The 21572-nt window shown below is 60.1% G+C and carries 24 protein-coding genes; 13 read left to right on the top strand and 11 right to left on the bottom strand.

Translation table 11 applies throughout. The annotated features are described in order from the left end of the window. Window positions 1–65: 65 nt before the first annotated feature. Both ACZ5RG_RS08045 and ettA read left to right on the top strand, forming a co-directional pair. Window positions 66–1244: a 3'-5' exonuclease gene (locus tag ACZ5RG_RS08045; RefSeq protein WP_464446761.1), complete on the top strand. Its 1179-nt coding sequence runs from the start codon at window positions 66–68 to the stop codon at window positions 1242–1244. 137 nt (window positions 1245–1381) lie between these two features. Next, entirely contained in the window at window positions 1382–3043 is a 1662-nt protein-coding gene (ettA, locus tag ACZ5RG_RS08040) for an energy-dependent translational throttle protein EttA (protein ID WP_298602001.1), read from the top strand. A 168-nt stretch (window positions 3044–3211) separates the two neighbouring features. Here the strand turns inward: ettA and ACZ5RG_RS08035 are convergent, their stop codons facing one another. Beyond that, a complete protein-coding gene (locus ACZ5RG_RS08035; protein WP_315236460.1) occupies window positions 3212–3490 on the bottom strand; it encodes a hypothetical protein in 279 nt (92 codons plus the stop codon). Window positions 3491–3567: 77 nt separating this feature from the next. Between ACZ5RG_RS08035 and ACZ5RG_RS08030 the strand changes: the two genes are divergently transcribed. Further along, a complete protein-coding gene (locus tag ACZ5RG_RS08030) occupies window positions 3568–4287 on the top strand; it encodes a pseudouridine synthase (RefSeq protein WP_298602029.1) in 720 nt (239 codons plus the stop codon). A gap of 1 nt (window position 4288) precedes the next feature. Here the strand turns inward: ACZ5RG_RS08030 and ACZ5RG_RS08025 are convergent, their stop codons facing one another. Next, window positions 4289–5101 carry an alpha/beta fold hydrolase gene (locus ACZ5RG_RS08025; RefSeq protein ID WP_464446760.1) on the bottom strand — a complete coding sequence of 271 codons (813 nt, stop codon included), beginning with the start codon at window positions 5099–5101 and terminating at the stop codon, window positions 4289–4291. 64 nt (window positions 5102–5165) lie between these two features. Between ACZ5RG_RS08025 and ACZ5RG_RS08020 the strand changes: the two genes are divergently transcribed. The 9 genes from ACZ5RG_RS08020 (at window position 5166) to ntrC (ending at window position 14747) form a co-directional block, all read left to right on the top strand. Next, complete coding sequence (locus ACZ5RG_RS08020) at window positions 5166–6146, top strand: YncE family protein (protein ID WP_464448189.1); 981 nt, start codon at window positions 5166–5168, stop codon at window positions 6144–6146. Next, complete coding sequence (locus ACZ5RG_RS08015) at window positions 6130–6987, top strand: polysaccharide deacetylase family protein (RefSeq protein WP_464446759.1); 858 nt, start codon at window positions 6130–6132, stop codon at window positions 6985–6987. The genes ACZ5RG_RS08020 and ACZ5RG_RS08015 overlap by 17 nt, the downstream gene beginning before the upstream one ends. A 4-nt stretch (window positions 6988–6991) precedes the next feature. Further along, window positions 6992–7954 carry a sterol desaturase family protein gene (locus ACZ5RG_RS08010; protein WP_464446758.1) on the top strand — a complete coding sequence of 321 codons (963 nt, stop codon included), beginning with the start codon at window positions 6992–6994 and terminating at the stop codon, window positions 7952–7954. A gap of 48 nt (window positions 7955–8002) precedes the next feature. Continuing rightward, window positions 8003–8926, top strand: coding sequence for an EI24 domain-containing protein (locus ACZ5RG_RS08005; protein WP_464446757.1), 924 nt, complete (start codon window positions 8003–8005; stop codon window positions 8924–8926). 35 nt (window positions 8927–8961) lie between these two features. Then, window positions 8962–9786, top strand: coding sequence for a competence/damage-inducible protein A (locus ACZ5RG_RS08000; protein ID WP_315236454.1), 825 nt, complete (start codon window positions 8962–8964; stop codon window positions 9784–9786). Window positions 9787–10073: 287 nt separating this feature from the next. Next, the gene (gene glnA, locus ACZ5RG_RS07995) at window positions 10074–11489 is read left to right on the top strand and encodes a type I glutamate--ammonia ligase (RefSeq protein WP_464446756.1); all 1416 of its coding nucleotides are present in this window, start codon (window positions 10074–10076) and stop codon (window positions 11487–11489) included. Between the two features lie 116 nt (window positions 11490–11605). Further along, window positions 11606–12073: a hypothetical protein gene (locus ACZ5RG_RS07990; RefSeq protein ID WP_464446755.1), complete on the top strand. Its 468-nt coding sequence runs from the start codon at window positions 11606–11608 to the stop codon at window positions 12071–12073. Continuing rightward, the gene (gene glnL / locus ACZ5RG_RS07985) at window positions 12070–13134 is read left to right on the top strand and encodes a nitrogen regulation protein NR(II) (RefSeq protein WP_464446754.1); all 1065 of its coding nucleotides are present in this window, start codon (window positions 12070–12072) and stop codon (window positions 13132–13134) included. The genes ACZ5RG_RS07990 and glnL overlap by 4 nt, the downstream gene beginning before the upstream one ends. A 23-nt stretch (window positions 13135–13157) precedes the next feature. Continuing rightward, window positions 13158–14747, top strand: a complete 1590-nt coding sequence (gene ntrC, locus ACZ5RG_RS07980) for a nitrogen regulation protein NR(I) (RefSeq protein WP_464448188.1) — start codon at window positions 13158–13160, stop codon at window positions 14745–14747. 7 nt (window positions 14748–14754) lie between these two features. Here ntrC and ACZ5RG_RS07975 read toward each other — a convergent pair whose 3' ends face one another. The 5 genes from ACZ5RG_RS07975 to ACZ5RG_RS07955 all read right to left on the bottom strand — a co-directional run bounded on the left by ACZ5RG_RS07975 (window position 14755) and on the right by ACZ5RG_RS07955 (window position 17653). Next, a complete protein-coding gene (locus ACZ5RG_RS07975; RefSeq protein WP_464446753.1) occupies window positions 14755–15723 on the bottom strand; it encodes a pseudouridine synthase in 969 nt (322 codons plus the stop codon). Between the two features lie 15 nt (window positions 15724–15738). Beyond that, a complete protein-coding gene (locus ACZ5RG_RS07970) occupies window positions 15739–16038 on the bottom strand; it encodes a 2Fe-2S iron-sulfur cluster-binding protein (protein WP_298600263.1) in 300 nt (99 codons plus the stop codon). Window positions 16039–16109: 71 nt separating this feature from the next. After that, on the bottom strand, window positions 16110–16250 hold the full coding sequence (locus ACZ5RG_RS07965) for a hypothetical protein (protein WP_298600266.1): 141 nt from the start codon (window positions 16248–16250) through the stop codon (window positions 16110–16112). A 132-nt stretch (window positions 16251–16382) separates the two neighbouring features. Continuing rightward, window positions 16383–17021, bottom strand: coding sequence for an NAD(P)H-dependent oxidoreductase (locus ACZ5RG_RS07960; protein ID WP_298600269.1), 639 nt, complete (start codon window positions 17019–17021; stop codon window positions 16383–16385). A 95-nt stretch (window positions 17022–17116) separates the two neighbouring features. Beyond that, on the bottom strand, window positions 17117–17653 hold the full coding sequence (locus tag ACZ5RG_RS07955; protein ID WP_298600272.1) for a pseudouridine synthase: 537 nt from the start codon (window positions 17651–17653) through the stop codon (window positions 17117–17119). Window positions 17654–17714: 61 nt separating this feature from the next. Here ACZ5RG_RS07955 and ACZ5RG_RS07950 point away from each other — a divergent pair, with 61 nt between their 5' ends. Next, window positions 17715–18467 (top strand): SOS response-associated peptidase family protein, encoded by a 753-nt coding sequence (locus ACZ5RG_RS07950; protein ID WP_312261317.1) that lies wholly within the window; start codon window positions 17715–17717, stop codon window positions 18465–18467. Window positions 18468–18500: 33 nt separating this feature from the next. On the opposite strand, the gene yjjJ is transcribed toward ACZ5RG_RS07950, so the two are convergent. The 4 genes from yjjJ to ACZ5RG_RS07930 all read right to left on the bottom strand — a co-directional run bounded on the left by yjjJ (window position 18501) and on the right by ACZ5RG_RS07930 (window position 21265). Beyond that, window positions 18501–19832 (bottom strand): type II toxin-antitoxin system HipA family toxin YjjJ, encoded by a 1332-nt coding sequence (gene yjjJ / locus ACZ5RG_RS07945; RefSeq protein ID WP_464446752.1) that lies wholly within the window; start codon window positions 19830–19832, stop codon window positions 18501–18503. A gap of 283 nt (window positions 19833–20115) precedes the next feature. Beyond that, window positions 20116–20733, bottom strand: coding sequence for a pyridoxamine 5'-phosphate oxidase family protein (locus ACZ5RG_RS07940; RefSeq protein ID WP_298600280.1), 618 nt, complete (start codon window positions 20731–20733; stop codon window positions 20116–20118). 17 nt (window positions 20734–20750) lie between these two features. After that, the gene (locus ACZ5RG_RS07935) at window positions 20751–21044 is read right to left on the bottom strand and encodes a type II toxin-antitoxin system RelE/ParE family toxin (protein WP_464446751.1); all 294 of its coding nucleotides are present in this window, start codon (window positions 21042–21044) and stop codon (window positions 20751–20753) included. After that, on the bottom strand, window positions 21041–21265 hold the full coding sequence (locus ACZ5RG_RS07930) for an addiction module protein (protein WP_464446750.1): 225 nt from the start codon (window positions 21263–21265) through the stop codon (window positions 21041–21043). Before ACZ5RG_RS07930 ends, ACZ5RG_RS07935 begins: the two co-directional genes overlap by 4 nt. Window positions 21266–21572 lie beyond the last annotated feature (307 nt).

The raw sequence follows: 21572 nt of genomic DNA, 5'->3' as shown, positions 1-21572 counted from the left end.
ATCTTGCTGAATGTTGGTGGTTTTGGCCCCTCCAGGCGGTCAGCCTTGCGGTTTAATCTCGACCTATGAACAAAACCGACCAACTGAGTTTTTTCGACTTTGATGCTGCACCCGTTGCCGCGAGACCCGTCAAATCGGCCAAGCCAGGCAAAGCTGCTGTGCCCACCAGCGCGTCTGAGCCCGTGGTCACGACGGTGGACATGCCCGCAGAAATGCCTGCTGAAGTGCCCGCAGAGATTCCTGAGTTGAAGGTGCCTGAACGGGCATCTGAAAAGTTGACTGAACGGACCCAGCCAATGGTCGCTGCGGCCCCTGCTGTTCCCCCACCCGAGCGTTCGGGCGACGCCGACCCCGAAGCCATGGCCCAAACCCTGGCGCAGCACCCGGACTTTCGGGTTTTGCGCCGCCTGGTGCCTCACACAGATTACGGTGCATTGACCGGCCAGGCCACCCAGCGCGTGGTCGTTTTGGACACCGAAACCACCGGGCTCGACAGCAAGACCGAAAAAGTCATTGAGCTGGCCATGTTGTCGGTGTTGATCGACGCCAACACGGGTTTGCCTGTGGGCCCTGTGTCGATTTACGAGTCGTTTGAAGACCCCGGCAAGCCGATTCCGCCCCAGATCACCGAGATCACCGGGATCGACGACAGCATGGTGCAGGGGCAGCGCATCGACGATGCCGCTGTGACGGCGATGGTGGCGCAGGCCGACTTGATCGTGGCGCACAACGCCGGGTTTGACAGGCCATTTGTTGAAGGCCGCTGGCCCGTCTTTGCGGGCAAGGCCTGGGGCTGTTCTTTTCAAGGCATCGACTGGAAGAAAGAGGGCAGTGGCTCGGCCAAGCTGGAGTTTTTGGCGTCCGAGCGCGGTTGGTTTTACGACGCGCACCGGGCGCAGGTCGATTGCCATGCCTTGTTGCAGGTGCTGGCTTCGCCGCTGGCCGATGGTCAAACCGGTTTGTCGCGCCTTTTAGCGGGTGCCGGACAGACGCGCTACAAACTGCGTGCCACGGGTGCGCCGTTTGAGGCCAAAGACAAGCTCAAGTCGCGTGGTTACCGCTGGGATGGCGAGGGCCGTGTGTGGTGGTGCAGTCTGGCCTCAGACGAGTCGCTGGACGCCGAATGCGACTGGCTGCGGGCCGAGGTCTATGGCACGCGCAGCGCCCGGGTTCAGCTCGAAGCGTTGAACAGCCTGGTGCAGTTTTCCAGCCGTTCAGGCAAGTTGTCCGAGCGCTCGCTCTGATTTTTCTTTGTGCAGCCTGGCAAGCTGGGATAATGCCGGGTTGCATACACCGCAACAGAGCCCATATGCAGGGCTGCGGTGCAGAGCTGACGCCCTTGGGGTGATGGGTCTCTGCCCTTTTTTATTCAGGTTTACACATGGCTCAATACGTATTTTCGATGAACCGGGTTGGCAAGATCGTGCCGCCCAAGCGTCACATTCTCAAAGACATTTCGCTGTCTTTCTTCCCCGGTGCCAAGATTGGCGTGCTGGGCACGAACGGCTCGGGCAAGTCCACTTTGCTCAAGATCATGGCCGGTATCGACAAGGAAATCGAAGGCGAAGCCATCCCGATGGCGGGTCTGAAAATCGGGTATTTGCCCCAAGAACCCGTGATGGACCCCGAGCAGACTGTGCGCGAAGCCGTTGAAAGCGGCATGGGCGAAGTCAAAGCCGCACAAGCCCGCCTGGAAGAGGTTTATGCGGCTTACGCCGAAGAAGACGCCGACTTTGACGCCTTGGCTGCCGAGCAGGCCCAGCTCGAAGCCATCATTTCGACCGCAGGCGACGCCTCCGAGCACCAATTGGAAATCGCCGCTGACGCGCTGCGCTTGCCCGCTTGGGACGCCATCATCGGCAAATTGTCGGGGGGTGAAAAACGCCGCGTGGCCCTGTGCCGCTTGTTGCTGTCGCGCCCCGACATGCTGCTGCTCGACGAACCAACCAACCACTTGGATGCCGAATCGGTGGACTGGCTCGAGCTGTTCTTGCAGCGTTTTTCGGGCACTGTGGTGGCCATTACCCACGACCGTTATTTCTTGGACAACGCCGCCGAGTGGATTTTGGAACTCGACCGGGGCTCCGGCATTCCGTACAAAGGCAACTACTCCAGCTGGCTGGAGCAAAAAGACGCCCGATTGGCCACCGAGCAGCGCACCGAAGATGCCCGCTCCAAAGCCATGAAGAAAGAACTGGAATGGGCCCGCTCCAACCCCAAAGGCCGTCAGGCCAAGAGCAAGGCGCGTCTGGCCCGCTTCGAAGAGCTGTCTGACCACGATTACCAAAAACGCAACGAGACCCAGGAGATCTTCATCCCCGTGGCCGAGCGTCTGGGCAATGAAGTGTTTGAGTTCAATGGTGTCAGCAAGTCTTTTGGCGATCGCTTGTTGATCGACAACCTGAGCTTCAAGGTGCCTGCGGGCGCCATCGTCGGCATCATCGGCCCCAACGGGGCTGGTAAATCGACTTTGTTCAAGCTGATCGCCGGTAAAGAGCAGCCCGACAGCGGTGAAGTCACCATCGGTCAGACCGTGCGCATGGCCTTTGTAGACCAGAACCGCGACGACCTGGACAACAACAAAACCGTTTGGGAAGATGTCTCGGGCGGTCTGGACATCATCAACGTCGGTAAGTTCCAGATGGCCAGCCGGGCTTATTGCGGGCGTTTTAACTTCAACGGCGGCGACCAGCAAAAAAAGGTCGGCATGCTGTCAGGCGGCGAGCGCGGCCGTTTGCACCTCGCTAAAACGCTGATCGAAGGCGGCAACGTGTTGCTGCTGGACGAGCCATCAAACGATTTGGATGTGGAAACACTGCGCGCCTTGGAAGATGCGCTGCTGGAATTTGCGGGCTCCATCATGGTCATCAGCCACGATCGCTGGTTCCTGGACCGCATTGCCACCCACATCCTGGCCGCCGAGGGCGATAGCCAGTGGGTGTTCTTTGACGGCAACTACCAGGAATACGAAGCCGATAAGAAACGCCGTCTGGGTGAAGAGGGTGCCAAGCCCAAGCGCGTGCGCTTCAAGGCTTTGAAGTAATTCACTGCTTTGCACAATGACAACGGGCCCTTCGGGGCCCGTTGTCATTTGGGGTGGCTTGTCGCTTGGTGGCTTCAGCCCCGAAGCGCGGTGGCTTTTTTAGGGCGCCATGTCCGGGCTGAAGCCGCCGACCTTGTGACGCATCATGGCCGCCAATTGGCTGCCAATCTACTGAGCTGAGAGCTTGGCCCGTGCCTTGTCGGCCCACAATTGCAGGTTATCGAACAGGTCTTTTTGGCTGAACGAGCAGCTTTCGCCGCTGAACAGGGCGCTGGCTTCCAAGCGGTCGAGTAAATCACCTAGCACGTGGCCATATTTGTCGGGCAAGGCCAGGCTGGCCGCGCCGCTGCGCCACAGCTGGATCATCTCTTGTTGTGGCGATGCACCTTGGCTGCAGGCGGCCAAGGCATTGGTCATGCGGGTGAGGGTTTCAAGGGCTGCGCTCATGGGCGGTGTCTCCTGCAAAAAGTGGGGCCGTTTCGCGGCGACAATCATGCCCCATGAAAGCCAAATCTCTCAAACCCATGCGCCTTGAAGACATCTTGTACTGCCAGGGCTTTGGCACCCGCCGCGTGTGTGCCGGACTGGTTCAGCAAGGCCATGTGCAAGTCAACGGCGAAACCGTGACCGATTCGGGCGAATTCTTCGAACTCGAAGACCTGCATTTCAAGGTGCAGGGCACAGACTGGCCGTTCAAGGAAAAAGCCTATGTGCTGTTGCACAAGCCCGCAGGCACCGAGTGTTCGCAAAAACCGTCGACATGGCCGAGCATTTACACCTTGTTGCCAGCCCCTTTGCGCCAGCGCCCCCAAAAAGCGGCGGTGCAGGGCGTGCAGGCCGTGGGTCGACTCGATCAGGACACCACGGGCTTGCTCTTGCTGACCGATGACGGCCAATTCATCCACAAAATGAGCTCTCCAAAGCACCATGTGCCCAAGGTGTACGAGGTGACCACCAAACACCCGATCACGCCCGAGATGGTCGACAAACTGTTGACCGGTGTGGTGCTGGACGATGACCCCAAACCCGTCAAAGCCGCTGCCTGCGAGGCGGTGGGCGAACTGCACCTGAAGCTGACCCTGACCGAAGGCAAATACCACCAGGTCAAGCGCATGCTGGCGGCGGTGGGCAACCGGGTCGAGGGCCTGCACCGTTCGCAAATTGGCGGGTTGGTGTTGAACGACTTGGCACCAGGCCAGTGGCGCTGGTTGAACGACGAAGACTTGGCTTTGCTCAAGCCCTGACTTACAGAGCGCTCATGAAGGCCTGTACCGCTTGCGCCACCGCTTCGGGCTGGTCGCGGTGGGGGGAATGGCCGCAATGGGCCAGCTTGAGCAACTGCGTTTGGGGCACGGCCCGGGCGATGTCGTCGATCTGGGCCATCGTGCCGTAGGGGTCGGCCTCGCCCTGAATGGCCAGCAAAGGTGCGCAAATGCCGCCCAGCTCTGGTCGGATGTCAAATGGGCGAAACGTGTCGCTCAACCACACATCGTTCCATTGCCAAAATGCGCAGTCCACATCGGCGTGGTAGGGCTCTAGACGCTGGCGCAGGGGGCCGTTTTGGTAGGCGTCGCGGGCAGCCGTGATGGCTTTGACTGAAATGTCTTCGACCACCACATGCGGGGCCATGACCACGCACCCTGCCACGTCGAAACGGCTGGCATGGATCAGCGCAATGGTGCCGCCGTCCGAGTGGCCCAGCAGCACCGGGCGCTCAATGTCCAATGCCTGCAGCAAGGCAGGCAAGATCTCCAGCGCTTCGCGGTGCATGTAGTCGGGCAGCAAACGGCCGTGGCGTTGGCCAGCCGCTTGAGCCGAAGGTCCGCGCACATCCGGCACCGCATCTGACTGGCCATAACCCTGCCTTGAATACACCAACCCTTGGCAGCCCAAGCGCGCGCACAGCTGGGTGGGCCAGTCACGCCACATGGCCACGCTGCCCAAGCCCTCATGCAAAAAAACCAGCACGGGAGCGCCTGGACCGTTTGACTCGGCGATGCGCTGAACCTCCAGCGCAATGCCATGAATTTTGATTTTTGATGAAAGGTTGACCTGCATCTGAATTCCTGTGGAGGTGGGCGATTACACTCAAGCGCGATTAAAGAAAGCGTTTGTGAACTTGTTGTCTCTATTTTTCCGATTTTTGGCTTCTGGTCTGTTGGTGGTTTTGACCCATGCGGCCTCGGCCCAGACCCCGGCTCCGGTTTTTGTTCTCAACTCGCTTGAAGGCAATGTGAGCGTAATCGATCCGGTCACCTGGACCGAGAAAAAACGGATACCTACAGGCAAAGAGCCGCACCATCTGTACATGACCCCCGATGAAAAATCGGTCATTGTCGCCAATGCCCTGAGCGATTCGCTCACTTTTATTCATCCGCGCACAGCCGAGGTGCAGCGCACGGTGACCGGCATTCTGGACCCGTATCAACTGCGTTTTTCGCCCGATATGAAATGGTTTGTCACGGCGGCCAACCGACTGAACCACGTTGATATTTACCGTTGGGACGGCCAAACCCCTACGCTGGCCAAGCGCATAGCCACCGGCAAAACGCCCAGCCACCTCTGGATCGACAGCAAAAGCACCACCATCTGGGCCACCATGCAGGACAGCGACGAGCTGGTCACGATTGATTTGGCCACTCAAACCCTGAAGAGCCGGGTGCCCACCGGACCCATGCCCGCTGATGTCTTTGGCACGCCCGATGACAAAACGCTGCTGGTGGGGCTGACGGGCGGTGAAGGCGTCGAGGTTTACGACGTGAGCAGCGGAACACCGCGCAAGGTCAAGATGTTGCCTACGGGCAAGGGGGCCCACGCTTTCAGGGCGTTGGGCGACAAGCGCCATGTGTTGGTCAGCAACCGCGTGGCCAATACGGTCAGCCAGATCGACTACGTCAGCATGGTCGTGGTGGCCGAGCTGCCCGGCCCCTCGGGCCCGGACTGCATGGACGTGAGCAAAGATGGCAAAACATTGTTGTTGGCTTCGCGTTGGGCCAAAAAGCTCACCGTGATCGACATCGCCAGCCGCCAGGTGGTGCGACAGGTGCGTGTGGGCAAATCGCCTCATGGGGTGTGGACGCTGGACCATGCGGGTCGCAACTGACATCCTGACAGGCCTGTTGCTGGCCATCGCATGGCCGTTGTCTGCGCTTGCACAAACGCCTTCGCCATCGTTGGCTTCATCGCCGAGCTGCACGCACCCGGTCTACCTCACGTTTGACACCGGCCACATGGGCGTTGCGCCCTTGATTGCCGAGGTGTTGCAGCGCCAACAAGTGAAAGTCACTTTTTTTGCGGCGCATGAAAAGACCCGAGAGGGCGATGGCACGCTGGGCCAGCACTGGGCCTCTTGGTGGAAAGCCCGAGCATCGGAGGGGCATGCATTTGCCTCGCACACCTGGGACCACGCCTACTGGCGTGGCGATGTGCAAGAAGGCGGTATTCAGAAATTTCGCATGCGTCCCAGCGCGGGGGCACAAGCAGGCCAAAGCCTCACATGGACGCCGCAACAGTACTGTGACAACTTGCGGCAGGCAGCCCGGCGTTTGCAAAACATGACCGGACAAGCTCCGTTGCCCCTGTTCAGGGCCCCTGGCGGAAAAACCTCGCCTCGCCTGATTGAGGCGGCGCGGCAATGCGGCTTCGATCATGTGGGTTGGGCCGATGCCGGTTTTTTGGGTGACGAACTGCCCAGCGACAGCTACCCCAACGCGCAGTTGCTGCAAAAAGCCTTGAAAAACATCCGGCAAGGTGACATTCTGATGGCGCATCTGGGCATTTGGTCACGCCAAGACCCGTGGGCGCCGACTGTGCTGGAGCCGCTGATCGTGGGCCTGAAGGCCCGTGGCCTGTGCTTTGCCACTTTGCGCGAACACCCCGCTTACCGCGACTGGGTTCGCCAGCACCCCTTGGCACTGCCGGGTTTGCCCGATTCGCGACAATAAGCGCATGGACTTTTTGCTTGACAGTTTTGCCTGGTTGCAAGAGACGCTTTACGAAGTGGTGGTGCAACCCATCGCCTTTGCCGCAGGGCAGGGCCACCTGCTGGAAAAAGCCTACGAAGGCACGGGTTGGGTGGTGGTGGGCCTGCTGCAGATTGCCGTCATGCTCGTGGTCATCGGCCCACTGCAACGCTTGTGGCCTGTAGAGGCACAGACCCACGCCAAGGCAGCACGGGTCGATGTGCTCTACACCCTGATTCACCGCCTGGGCCTGTTCAAGCTGGGCATGTTTTTCACGCTCGATTACGCGTTTGAGCAAGGCTGGGGCGTGCTGCGCGGCATGGGCTGGCCCACCTTGCACCTTGATGGCCTGTGGCCCGGCGTGACCGACCAAGCGCTGCCTGGTTTTTTGCTTTATTTGGTGGTGTTCGATTTTGTGCATTACTGGATTCACCGGGCGCAGCACCAGTCCAACACTTGGTGGGCTTTGCATTCGCTGCACCACGCGCAACGCCAAATGACCATGTGGACCGACAACCGCAACCACTTGCTGGACGACATCGTGACCAGCCTGATCTTGTCCACGGTGGCCGTGCTGATCGGTGTGGGGCCGGGGCAATTTGTGGCGCTGGTGGCCATCAGCCAGTTGAGCGAAAACTTTCAGCATGCCAATTTGCGCGTGTGGTTTGGCCGCATAGGCGAGCGCCTGTGGGTTAGCCCGCGCTTTCACCGCAGGCACCACAGCATTGGCATCGGCCACGAGTCGCACTTTCAAGGTCGAACCGTTTTGGGCGGCAGCAACTTCGGGGTGTTGTTGCCATGGTGGGACATGCTTTTTGGCACCGCAGATTTTCAGCTGCGGTATGACCCCACCGGCGTGCGCGACCAGGTGGAGCAGGGGCGCGACTACGGGAGCGGCTTTTGGGCTCAGCAGCGGCAAGGCTTGCTGCGGCTGCTGGGTCGGGCCTGAGCTTCGGGGCTGGCTGCCAAGCCCGGTTCAACTGTTAAGCTTTGAGCCATGAAACTGTTGATCGATTCTTTTTGGCGTGCTGCGATGTATTGCCTCTACCCCCGGGTGATCGGCTTGTCGGTTTTGCCGCTGGTGTTGATCGTGGCCCTGTCCTGGTTGCTGGGTTATTGGTACTGGGACATCGCCGTGACTTGGGTGCGGGCCTGGCTGGATGCGTCCAGTTGGTTGGCGGTGGTGTGGCGTTGGCTGGAGGGCATTGGCTTGCCCGACCTGAAAACCGTGGTGGCCCCGTTGTTGGTGATTTTTTCAGTCACGCCCCTTGTTGTTGTCGCGTGCTTGCTGGCGGTGTCTTTTTTGATGACGCCATCGCTCACGCGTTTGGTGGCCGATCGGCGCTTTGCGGGCCTGCAGCGCAAACAGGGCGGCAGTTGGCTGTTCAGTTTGTGGTGGACTTTTTTGTCTTTGCTGCTGGCCTTGGGTGCTTTGTTGTTGACCTTGCCCATGTGGCTGGTGCCGCCGCTGGCCATGCTTTTGCCCGCACTGATTTGGGGTTGGCTGACCTACCGCGTCATGGCCTTTGAGGTGTTGGCCGAATTTGCCAGTGCCGACGAGCGCCACACCCTGATGGCACGCCACCGCATGAGCCTGCTGGGCATGGGTGTGGTCACGGGCCTCATGGGTGCAGCACCCAGTTTGGTGTGGGCCTCGGGTGCTTTGTTTGCCGCAGCGTTTGTGATTTTGGTGCCTGTGGCCATCTGGATCTACACCTTGGTGTTTGCCTTTTCCTCGCTGTGGTTTGCCCACTTTGCCTTGGCTACTTTGTCCGCGCTGCGTGATGAACCTCAGCACGCCGCAGTCGATGAGGTTTTGCCCGCCGTGCCCCCTTCGCCCCATGTTGCCGCCCGATTGGGCGAAGACGCGGGCGACACGCCGGACGGTGTGACCGATGTCGTACCCCGACCCAGCCTTTGAATTCTTAGAACCCTTTGAGCCAACTCCAACTCCCCATGACCAGCACGACCCCCACCTTTGGCCTGATCATCATTGGCGACGAAATCATGTCCGGCAAACGCCAGGACAAGCACATGCCCAAAGTCATTGAGCTCATGTCGGCCCGAGGGCTGACGCTGAGTTGGGCCGACTATGTGGGCGATTCGCCCGAGCGCATCACCGCCACACTGCAGCGGGCCTTGGCTTCGGCCGATGTGGTGTTCAGTTGCGGCGGCATTGGCGCCACGCCTGACGACCACACCCGGCAATGCGCCGCACGGGCCCTCGGGGTGCCTTTGGCCTTGCACCCGCAAGCCAAGCTGCTGATTCAAGAGCGCATGCAAGACACAGCCAAAGAGCAGGGCACGGCCTACGAGCCAGATCGCCCTGACAACATCCACCGGCTCAACATGGGCGTGTTCCCTGAGGGCGCGACCATCATCCGCAATCCTTACAACAAGATTCCCGGCTTCAGTTGCCAGGGCGCGGGTGGCGGTGCGGTGCATTTTGTGCCCGGTTTCCCGGTCATGGCCTGGCCCATGATCGAGTCGGTGCTGGACACCCAATACAGCGCCCACTTTTGTCAGAACGCCTACGTTGAAAAATCGGTGGTCATTTTGGGCGCCATGGAGGCCACGCTGACCCCGCTGATGGAAGCCATCGAAGCCGCGCACCCCGGCGTCAAGGTGTTCAGCTTGCCCAGTGTGGATCACCCGCAGTGGGGCCGCCACATCGAATTGGGGGTCAAGGGAGAGCCCGGCCGTGCCGACGCGGCCTACGCAGACTTGCGACTGGGGCTGAATGCGTTCCAGCTGAAATATGGCCCTGAATTGGTGCGTTGATTTAAAATTCACCAAAATAGTGCGGTTTTGCACAATTTTAGTGCAAATTGACGAGGGCTCTGGAGACGTTGGCACTGGGTGTTCCCTGAAAACCCGTGCTGCAAGGGCCCATGTTGGATCGCAAAACCCGGTTGGGGTACTTTTTTTACAGCGGGCAGATGCGCAAGCGGCTTGGGTCAAGGCACAATCTTGGACTGTTCGGGTGTGGTCCGCTGAGCCAAGTTGGCATAGAAACTGCAAGACCTGTACGACAGCTTTTTAACCCCCTTTCCATTCAGGAGAATTTGATGGCCAAGACCGTCGCAGACGTGATGAAGATGGTGAAAGAGAACGAAGTCAAGTTCGTTGACTTCCGTTTCACCGATACCCGTGGTAAGTGGCAGCACATCACTGCACCCGTGTCGCAGTTTGACGAAAGCAAGTTCGAAGAAGGCCAAGCCTTTGACGGCTCTTCGATCGCTGGCTGGAAAGGCATCGAAGCTTCGGACATGTTGTTGATCCCCGATGCCAACAGCGCCATCATTGACCCCTTCTTCGAAGAAGTCACTTTGGTCCTGATCTGCGACGTGATCGAGCCCACAGACGGCAAGGCCTATGAGCGTGACCCACGTTCCATTGCCAAGCGTGCCGAGACTTACCTCAAGCAATCGGGCCTGGGCGACACCGCCTACTTTGGTCCCGAGCCAGAATTCTTCTTGTTTGACGACGTGCGCTGGAGCACCGAGCCGAACAACACCTTCTACGCCATCGACGAAGCCGAAGCCCCATGGAACAGCGGCACCAAGATGGACAACGGCAACAGCGGTCACCGTAACCGCGTCAAAGGTGGCTACTTCCCAGTGCCTCCCGTTGACAGCACGCACGACATGCGCAGCGAGATGTCCTTGATCCTCGAATCCGTGGGCATCCCGGTCGAAGTTCACCACCACGAAGTGGCTGGCGCAGGTCAGTGCGAAATCGGTACCCGTTTCTCCACACTGGTGGAGCGCGCCGACTGGACATTGCTGCAAAAGTACGTGATCCACAACGTGGCCAACGCCTACGGCAAAACCGCCACCTTCATGCCCAAGCCTTACGCTGGCGACAACGGTTCCGGCATGCACGTTCACCAGTCCATCTGGAAAGACGGCAAGAACCTGTTCGCAGGCAATGGCTACGCTGGCTTGTCTGAATTCGCCCTGTACTACATCGGCGGCATCATCAAGCACGCTCGCGCCCTGAACGCGATCACTAACCCTGGCACCAACAGCTACAAGCGTTTGGTTCCACACTACGAAGCCCCTGTGAAATTGGCCTACTCGGCCAAGAACCGCTCGGCTTCGATCCGTATCCCCAACGTCGCCAGCGACAAGGGCCGTCGCGTGGAAGCCCGCTTCCCCGATCCATTGTGCAACCCTTACCTCGGCTTCGCAGCCTTGTTGATGGCTGGCTTGGACGGTATCGAAAACAAGATCCACCCCGGCGAAGCAGCGACCAAAGACCTGTACCACTTGCCTCCAGAAGAAGACAAGTTGGTCCCCACTGTGTGCTCCAGCCTCGACCAGGCACTGGACGCGCTCAATGCAGACCGCACTTTCTTGACCAAGGGTGGCGTGTTCACCGACTCGTGGATCGACGCTTACATCGAATTGAAGATGCAAGAAGTCAACCGCAGCCGCGTTGAAGTGTCGCCTGTCGAATACGACATGTACTACTCGCTGTAAGAGGCATGACATTGCACATTCCAGTGCAATACCAAAAGGACGGCTTTGGCCGTCCTTTTTTTCTGGTTCAGTGCCATTCGAATTTTGCAAAAATCAGCCCACATCGGAGTCGCAAGATGAAGCATCAGGCGGTCATTGAGCGCTGTGGCACCGAATACACCAATGCCCCACGCGACATGACGCAGTGTGAGCGTTTGACCGAACAGGCCGTCACGGTCATTTCGGGTTTGCGCCCTTCATCCGCACGCACCAGTGTGATGGCCGATGCGCCTGGGGTGTACGAACTGCGCACCAAAACAGAGCCTGCTCGGCCTGTAACCGCCCTGCAAGGTGAGCGCGATGTTCAGGCGCGCACCATTCTGGATCAAGAGCTGCAGCGGGTGCAGAAACAGCACCAAGGTTTGGTGCAAGAGTACAAGCAGGGCGCGCCAGTCAAATGGGCAAGCGAACAGGCCGCGCCCCACAAATACCAGGACCGCGTGACCGCGCTCAAAGCCGCCATTGACCGGGCACAGCGCGATATCGACAGTTTGCAACGCGAGTTGGCACATCGCCCACTGGCCATGAAAACCTTGAAGCCATGACCACGTCAGTTCTCCGATTTCAGGCCTTTGATTTGTTGGCCACTCCCGTGGCCGTGTTGCAGGGCCAAGGTCGTGTGCGCTTTGTCAATGCGGCTCTTGAAGACGCCTTGGGCATGTCCCGGCGCACCCTTTACGACACCTACCTGCCCGACTGCTTTTTGGACCCGCAGCCTTTGGCTGCGGCCCTGGTGGGGGCGCAGTCCAACGAGTTTGCCGCGCTGCGCTACGAAGCCCAGCTGCGCCGACTGCACCACGAAGACCCCTTGCCTGTGCATGTGATCGTAGCCCCGTCGGACCAGGCTGACGAAGTGATCGTGGAGCTTTTGCCCGTTGAACAGCAAACCCGCCAAGAGCGCGAAGAGCGTCTGCTGGAGCAGGCCCAGGCCAACAAAGAACTGATTCGCAACCTGGCCCACGAGATCAAGAACCCTTTGGGCGGCATCCGGGGATCGGCCCAGCTGCTGGAGATGGAGCTTGAAAACAAAGAGCTGACCGAATACACCCAGGTCATCATCCACGAGGCCGACCGCCTGCAAACCTTGGTGGACCGCCTGCTGGCGCCCCACCGCCGCCCGCATGTCGTGGGTGATGTGAACATCCATGAGGTGTGTGAGCGGGTGCGCACGCTGATCCTGGCCGAGTTTCCTCGGGGGCTCAAAGTGGTGCGCGATTACGACATCTCGATTCCTGAGTTTCGCGGTGACCGTGAGCAGCTGATTCAGGCGGTGCTGAACATCGCGCACAACGCTTCGCAGGCCCTGCAAGAGCGCATTGCGCAAGGCGATGGCCAGATCATACTCAAGAGCCGCATCTTGCGGCAAGTCACATTTGGCAAGCAGCGTTACCGCCTGGCATTGGAATTGCATGTCATCGACAACGGGCCTGGTGTACCAGACTCGATCAAGGACCGCATTTTCTTCCCGTTGATCTCGGGGCGCGAAGGCGGCTCCGGCTTGGGGCTCACATTGGCGCAAACCTTTGTTCAGCAACACCACGGCATGATCGAGTGTGACAGCGAGCCCGGCCGTACGGATTTCAAGATTTTGATTCCGTTGCCTTGAGAACCACAGAAAGTGCCACGTTGATGAAGCCGATCTGGATCGTAGACGATGACCAATCCATTCGCTTTGTGCTTGAAAAAGCACTGCTACGCGAAGGCTTGCCCACACGCAGCTTCACCAACCCGCGCGAGGTCCTGAAGGCGCTGGACTCAGAAAGCGAAGCCGATGGCCCGCAGGTGCTGGTCAGCGACATTCGCATGCCCGGCGGCTCGGGGCTGGATTTGCTGGCCACCATCAAGCAGCGCATGCCCGGTTTGCCGGTCATCATCATGACCGCGTTTTCCGATCTGGACAGCGCCGTGTCTGCCTTCTCCAGCGGCGCCTTCGAATACCTGCCCAAGCCCTTTGACCTGCCCAAGGCGGTGGAGTTGATCCGTCGTGCCGTGGGCGAGAGCCAGCGCGAAGACGTGGCCGAAGAAAAGATGGCCGATGCGCCAGAAATGCTGGGCCAAGCCCCGGCCATGCAAGATGTGTTTCGCGGCATTGGCCGCTTGGCGCAAAGCCATGTCACGGTGCTCATCACGGGCGAATCGGGCTCGGGCAAAGAGCTGGTGGCGCATGCGCTGCACAAACACTCGCCCCGCGCCAACCAGCCCTTTGTGGCCATCAACACCGCCGCCATTCCCAAAGATTTGCTTGAGAGCGAACTGTTTGGGCACGAGCGCGGTGCCTTCACGGGCGCTCAGGCCTCGCGCCGGGGTCGCTTTGAACAGGCCGATGGCGGCACGCTGTTTTTGGACGAAATTGGCGACATGCCGTTTGACCTGCAAACCCGCTTGCTGCGCGTTTTGTCAGATGGCAATTTTTACCGAGTCGGTGGGCACAGCGCCGTCAAAGCCAATGTGCGCGTGATCGCCGCCACGCACCAAGACCTGGAGCAACGCGTCAAGGAAGGCGTGTTCCGCGAAGACCTGTACCACCGCCTGAACGTGATTCGCCTGCGCCTGCCGGCTTTGCGCGAACGGCGCGAAGACGTGCCCGTGTTGGCGCGTTACTTCTTGCAGCGCAGTGCCCAGCAGTTGGGTGTTGAGCCCAAGCGCATTGCCGACGCAGCCCTTGAACGCTTGAGCCATTTCCAGTTTCCAGGCAACGTGCGCCAGCTGGAAAACATCTGCCATTGGCTGACCGTGATGGCCCCTGCGCAAGTGATTGAAGTCAAGGACTTGCCACCCGAAGTGCTGGAAAGCCGCCCCAGCTTGGCCCCGGCTGCAGTGCCTTTCACCGCACTGTCGTCGGGTGTCACCGCCTCTGTGCTTGCCTCTGGGACGCAGCCGAGTGGCGCGGGGCTGGATGTGTCGATGGACGCCCATGAGGCGACTTCGTCGGCTGTGTCTGAACTCTCAGCCACCGGAGATGTTTTTGCGCTGGGTGTTTCTGGTGCGTCTGCGGTGACCGCTTCGACATGGGAGCCGAGTTTGGAGCAAGAGGCGTTGGCCCTGCTGAATGCCGGGCGCACCGATGTCTGGGATGTGCTGACCCGCCGGTTTGAGACCAGCCTGATTCAAGCTGCGCTGGCCACAACACGGGGCCGCCGCATCGAAGCTGCACAGAAGCTGGGTATTGGCCGCAACACCATCACCCGCAAAATTCAGGAACTGGGCATCGACGACTGACGGTTGCTCAGTTCTTGCGGGCCACCCAATAGGTGGCGCCTTCGGGGCCGTATTGCTCTGCATGGGGTTCGTCGCGGGACAACGCGAACTCGTCGCCCGGAGTCAGGTAGCGCTTTTGGTGGCTGCCGTCTGGCGCTGTGCAGCTCAGCCACATTTGCCCAGCAATGAGGCGGGCTTTGACCGCAAACGGGTGGGTGTGCACATCCAGCACCACATGGGGCTCCCAGTGTCGTTCCAGTACCTCGTCAAAACCTTCGGCCAAGGCTTGTTGTTGGAAGTCTTCAAAAGTCATCATCGGTGCCATCTTGAATGCGCCGTATGGGGCATGGGCTGACCAATCCGTCGGGGCAGAAAACGCCATCGGCGCATCGGTGAACGGGTGCGGAAATGCCAGCGACTGCGCGTGCAGCATCAAGCGCGGGCTGAGGGCCCGCACGGGAGCAGGGGCGTAGAGTGCATCGCCCAGCATGGGGTGGCCAATGCTTTGCAGGTGCACGCGCAGTTGGTGCGTGCGGCCTGTGACGGGTTCCAGTTCTAGCAGCGTGGCGGTGTCGCTGCTTTGCAAAGCACGCCAACGGCTGCGGCTGGGTTTGCCATCGGGGTGCACGATGTGAATTGGGCGGCGCTCCCAGTCCAGCAGGATTGGCCCGTCGATGGTGCGCCAGCCGTCTTCGTCGGTGGGCACCTCGTGTTGGGTTTGCAGCACTTGCCCGGCCACCACGGCCACATAGCGTTTGTGTACCTGGCGGGTTTCAAACAGGCGGCTCATGCGGCGTTGCGCCTCAATGCCACGGGCCATGACCAGCAGGCCCGAGGTGTCTTGGTCCAGGCGATGCACCACCAGCGCTTCGGGGTAAATCGCTTGCACACGGCTGGCCAGGCAGTCTTGCTTGTCGGGGCCGCGACCGGGCACCGACAACAAGCCGCTGGGTTTTGCCAGCACCAACAGGTGTTCGTCTTCGTGGATCGGGGTCATGTGTTGCAGCGCCAATCAAACCGCCGTGGCGGCAGGCTGTTCCAGCACCACGTTGGACATGGGCCGTGCCACGCAGGGCAGCACCAGCCCCTCGGCCTTTTCTTCGGCCGACAGGCCAGGCCATTCCACGGTGTAAGTCACTTGGCCGCTCACCAGCTGGCAAATGCAGGTGCGGCAGGTGCCGTTCCGGCACGAGCTGGGCAATTGCACCCTCGACATTTCGGCCGCTTCGAGCAGGGTCAGGTCGCCCTCGACATCGAATTGCAAGTCAGCGGGCAGCACCCGGGCAGTGAAGATCTGGAAATTCTCAGGCATGTGCGGAGGCGTGTGCAGGCAGGCTGGCTGGCCCAGCCATGCTGGGCAGTGGTGCGCTTTGTCTGTGCGCTTTATTTGTCTTTGACTTTGCCGCGAGGCGCCACAAAGGTGGCGGGTGCCATCGGGCGGTCCGATGTGAACGTCTTGGGGGGAGACGTGTCTTTCTTTGGCTTCTTGGCCATTTTGTTGCTGCGTTGTTCGCCTTTGGCCATGTTCGTTTCCTTGTAGACCTTCCCGAATTGGGAGCCCTCTGATGTTAAAGCACAAAGCCGCAGGGTCTGCGGCTTTGTACAGGGCTTCGTGTGGCGATGGCTTGCCGTTACAGCGGCAGGCACCCCGTCACGTTACTTCACTTCGGTGACGAATGTTTCACGCGGACGGCGGACCTTTTTCAGGTTGGCCAACCAGTCGCCTTCACTGGCGCGGTAACCCAGGGGCACGATCACCACGCTGCGCAGGCCGCGAGCGCGCAGGCCCAGAATCTCGTCCACGGCTTTGGGGTCAAAGCCTTCCATCGGGGTCGCGTCGACTTCTTCAAAAGCGGCAGCAATCAAGGATGCGCCCAAGCCAATGTAGGCTTGGCGAGCGGCATGCTCGAAGTTGACTTGTTCATCGCGTGCGGGGTAGTTGTTGAGCAACATTTGGCGGTAGTTTTCCCAGCCTTCGTTGGTGCCGCCGCGCTGCGCGTTGGTGAGGTCAAACATCATGTTGATGCGATCGGCCGTGTAGTTGTCCCAAGCCGCAAACACCAACAGGTGCGAGCCGTCGGTAACCTGACCTTGACCCCAGGCTTTGGGCTTGATCTGCTCGCGCACGGCAGTGTTGGTGACCACGAAAACTTCAAACGGCTGCAAGCCGCTGGAGGTGGGGGCCAAACGGGCGGCTTCGACAATGCGGTCCACTTTTTCTTGGGGCACGACCTTGGTCGGGTCCATTTTTTTGCAGGCGTAGCGCCATTCGAGTTTGTTCAGCAATTCAGACATTTGGGTTCCACTCAGGTGTTGACGATGCGTGATTGTGTCTGAAGACGCAGGACGTCGTTGTCACGCGTTTTCAAGCACTTTTTAGAGGCGTGTGCTCAGGCCGATACTTCTTGCCAGGTGCCGCTGGGCAGCCCGTCCAGGTTGTAGGGCCCCACGGCGGTGCGAATCAAACGCAGTGTGGGCAAGCCCACGGCAGCGGTCATTCGCCGCACCTGGCGGTTGCGGCCTTCGCGAATACTCAGTTCCAGCCACGAAGTCGGAATGCTCTGCCGCTCGCGAATGGGCGGATTGCGCGGCCACAGGTCGGCAGGCGCTGGCACTGCACGGGCGCGGGCGGGCAGGGTGGGGCCATCGTTCAGTGTCACGCCCCGAGCCAAGGCGGTCAGGGCTTTGTCGTCCACCACGCCCTCCACCTGCACCCAATAGGTTTTTTCCATCTTGAAGCGCGGATCGGCAATGCGGGCCTGCAATGGACCATCGTCGGTCAGCAGCAGCAAGCCTTCGCTGTCGGCATCCAGCCGTCCCGCCACGTACACGCCGGGCAGGTCGATGTGGTCTTTCAGCCCGCGCCAGCGACCCTCGGGGGTGAACTGGCTGAGCACGCCATAAGGTTTGTTGAAGCGGATCAGCATGGGCAAGTCATGAGGTGCATGGGCAAGGGCGTGAGCGTATCAGGTCGGTTAGCATCCAAGCATGAGCACCCAATACGAATGCCTGAAAAGCGCAGACCTGTACGCCGAAGCCTTTGGCATCGCCCCCCCTGAAACCTTGCTGGGCAAAGAAGTCTGGCCACGTCAACAAGGCTTTTTCATCCGCAAAGCCTTTGTGCCTGGGCAGCCAACCCCAGAAACCGGCGCTGAACCCACTTCGGAGGCTGGCGCATCCGCTGCCAACATTTCAGACGCCATGACAGACCCTGTTCCTGCCCCCACCAGTCCGCTGGTGATGGAGCTGGCGCAAGGCCAGTTTGGTTTGGTGCCCACTTGGGTCAAGTCGGCCTCAGACGCCAAACTGCGCTCGACCAAGTTGGCCGTCACACGCTACGAAACCATGAGCACCGCGACGCCCACGCGTGAGACTTGGCTCAACGCGCAGCGGTGCATCATCCCGATGCAAGCCTTTATTGAAGACGACTGGCGCAATCGCAAAGCCGTGCCCACCCGCATTGCCCGCGTGGACGGTAAACCCATGGGCGTGGCAGGCCTGTGGGAGCGCTGGACCCAGGACGGCGAAGAAATCATCAGCTACACCCTGCTCACGGTCAACGCCAACAGCCACGCTTTGATGAACCGTTATGGGCAAAACGGCAACGAGAAACGCATGCCAGCCATCCTGAATGAGGGCGCTTATGGGGCCTGGCTGACGGCACCGCTGGAAAAAGCCCGTGAGTTCATGCGGGCCTACCCGACCCAATTGTTGCTGGCCAACCCGGTGCAAAAAAAGTAAGCCCCTGCGGCACAGCCAACCCGTTCGGGCGCTTCAAGCGCTTTGCACCACAGCCACATTGGCCAGCGCCAAGGCCCTAAAGCCCTCAGAAATACGCCCATCTGTGGCAGCCGTTTGCCAAAACTGTGCCGCCAAAGCCTTGGCTTGCGGCCACACCGCCAAGGTGCTGGCGCTGGGGTGCAGAGGTCGGGCAGCAAAATCCCGCGCCACGACTTCGCCTTGGATGGGCGCATACAGCATGGGCAACATGTCGTAGGTGGGCGACAACTGCCAATCGTCCTTGTGCAGCAAAAAGGAAATGTTGCCGTAATGCCGGTCAGTGTTGCCAATCAGCTGGCCATAGGCGTCAAGCAGCTTCAGGTGCCCGGCATCTTGCGCGGTGACCAATTGCCGCGCTGCCATGCGCTGCGCCGTGGCGGCCCAGTTGTCCATTTGGCCCACGTATTGCGCGTCGTAGACCAGCAGCGACACCATGCCCAGACGCCCTTGTGCCGTGCGGTCAAAGCGCGTGGACTCCAAAAACACCCGCCCGCCTGCCGCCACGATGCGCGTTTGCGCAGCGGGCAAGCCGGCATCGGCCAATGTTTGCAGCGCCAAGTGCTCGCACACCAGCAGATCTCGGGTGCGCTGATCGGCCGGGGCATCGCCTGCGGGAGAAAACTTCACCAACACCGGGCGTTGATGGGCGGGTTCGTCCAAGCGGGCGCAAAACTTGGGTTGCTCACCCCCGGCCGATGAACCCGCTTGCGTGCCCTGCATCACCAAATCGGCCAAGCGCGGGTAATCGAGATCGGGCTGCGCCACATCGGCTTGGGGCGGTACTTGCCGCAAATACCGGTCCAGCGCAGGCTGCCCTACGATCAGGTTGCCCGGCAGGTCGTCGCCCATTTGCACCAAGGCCCTGAGCGCATCGTCATCGCTCCAGTAGCGCAAGTCGGCGGGCAAATTCAGCTCGGGGTGGGCCTGCACAAAAGTGCGTCCCATGAAACCCTGGGGCCGCATGTCGCTCAAAAACCAGGGCAAGCCGTCGTGCAGCTCGGTCACACCATCGGCCTCATCGACCCAAAACCGCCCACCCTGCAAAGCCACCATGCGCCCAAAGGGGCTGACCTGACCGTGCACATCGACCCGCATGATGGGCACTTCGGCCCCCACGCCATCGATCGGGCGCGGCAACAAATAGCGCTGCGACCGAGCCGCCCCGACCTTGAGCACCGTGCCCGCGCGCAGCAAGCCTGACAGCGCCCGTGACACCGTGGCCTGGCTCACGCCCAAGCGCGTTTGCAGCTCGGCGCTGCTGGCGGCGCCGCCCAGCTGGCGCAGTGCGTCGGTCAAGCGGGTGCTGAGGTCGGTGGTGGCGGGCATGGCATCTCTTGGTGAATAGATAGTGAATGCCTAATTTAACACGGCTCAGTGATTGTTTGAATTGATTTATGAATAGATATTTTTAATCTGAACATGTCAGCATGCTGCGCACGCATGGCCAGTCTTCCTGGCTCTCGAACCCCCCTTCGACCCAGTGCCTGTTGAACAGGCACCGCCTGCCAAGCCATGCGGGGCAAGGGTTTGCGCGGATGTCCACGGTGTTGTCCACAGCTTCATGCACAGACATCTGGAACAACTTGGTCCCCTTGCCGGTGCACAGACCTCAAAGCGACTGCTGGTAGCGCTCCAGCATCTGGGCCTGGGTTTCGGCTTCGGTCTCTTGGCCATGGAAGGCCCGCATCTGATCACGCAACATCTCGCCCATGCTGGGCATCTGCGACCGGTCTGTGTGTTGCGAAGCGTCCCAAAGCTTGGAGCGCATGAAGGCCTTGGCGCAATGCAAGTACACCGACGCCACCGCCAGACGGATCACCAGAGCGGGCGTGCGCCGCGCATCGGCACACAGCGCCAAATCGGCCGGGTCGGTGGACAGCACGGCGCGGCCATTCACACGCAAGGTTTCGTCAAAGCCCGGCACCATGAACAAAGTGCCCAAGCGGCCCGTGGCAACAATGTTTTCGAGTGTGTCCAACCGGTTGTTGCCCGGCGCATCGGGGATCAGCAGGGTTTGCGCGTCCAGCACCTTGACGAAGCCCGCATCGCCCCCGCGAGGCGAAGCGTCCATGTGCCCGTGCGCATCGCTGCTGGCCAGCACAACAAAGGGCGACAAGCCGATGAACTGCACCGCATGCGCGTCGAGCGCCGGGATTTCTTTTTTGACCGAACGCTCACGGGCAGGGCCGTAGAGCTGGCGCAGGGCGGGGAGGGTGGTGATGTGCATGGATAACTTCAGCGAAATCAATTCACACGGCATTGCCAATACGCAGGCCGACGGTGCAAATGGGCGACGGCCACGATCAGAATGCCTTGTTCATCTTGGCTGTAAATCACGCCGTATGGAAATCTCCGCAGTCGGCAGCGACGCGTCTGGTTTGAAAGTGGATGCCAGCCAGTTGGATGGCGCTCAATGAGCTGGATGGTGCGAAGAAACTCCACCAAGAACGAATCGCCCAAGCCTGGCGCTTGTTGAGCGTACCAATGGATGGCCTCGTCCAGCTCAACTTGAGCGGCGGGCAGCAGCCTCACGCTCATGTCGTTTTGATTTGGTATTTGGCAATGACGTCGTTCAGTGGGATGGCTTTAACCTCACCCCGGCGGTAAGCGGCCAGACGACTTTCTGCTTCTTGTGCCCATTGCGCGTCCAGTGAGCTGTCACGTTCGTCCAACGTATCCAAAATTTGATCGACCAAGGCCATGCGCTCTTCTGGGGGCAGTTGTGATGCTTGATCGCAGAGTTGTTTGGCGGTGGGCATGTGGGGCTCCAAAAGGCAGTGGAAAGTCAGTTTAGCGAAGTTCAGCGCTCATGGAAATTCAAGCCGTTATCTGACCAAGTTCTGCAGCATGGCCGCACCTGAATACCAAGCTGTGAGGGTTAAAACCCCGACCCCGACCCACTCAAAAACGCCAGCTTCTCAGGCGTGGACTCGCGTACCAACATGGCACAGATTTGGAATAAATGGGTGGGGGTAGCGGCCAAAGCGCAGGGTGTGTGGCTGAGCCAGAAATGATGGGCGAGCTTTATGTGTCAATATCCGCACGGTGAGCGAAGACCTGAAAAAC

The organism is Limnohabitans sp. TEGF005 (assembly GCF_055394835.1).
This window is presented reverse-complemented; position numbering and strand designations above follow the sequence as displayed.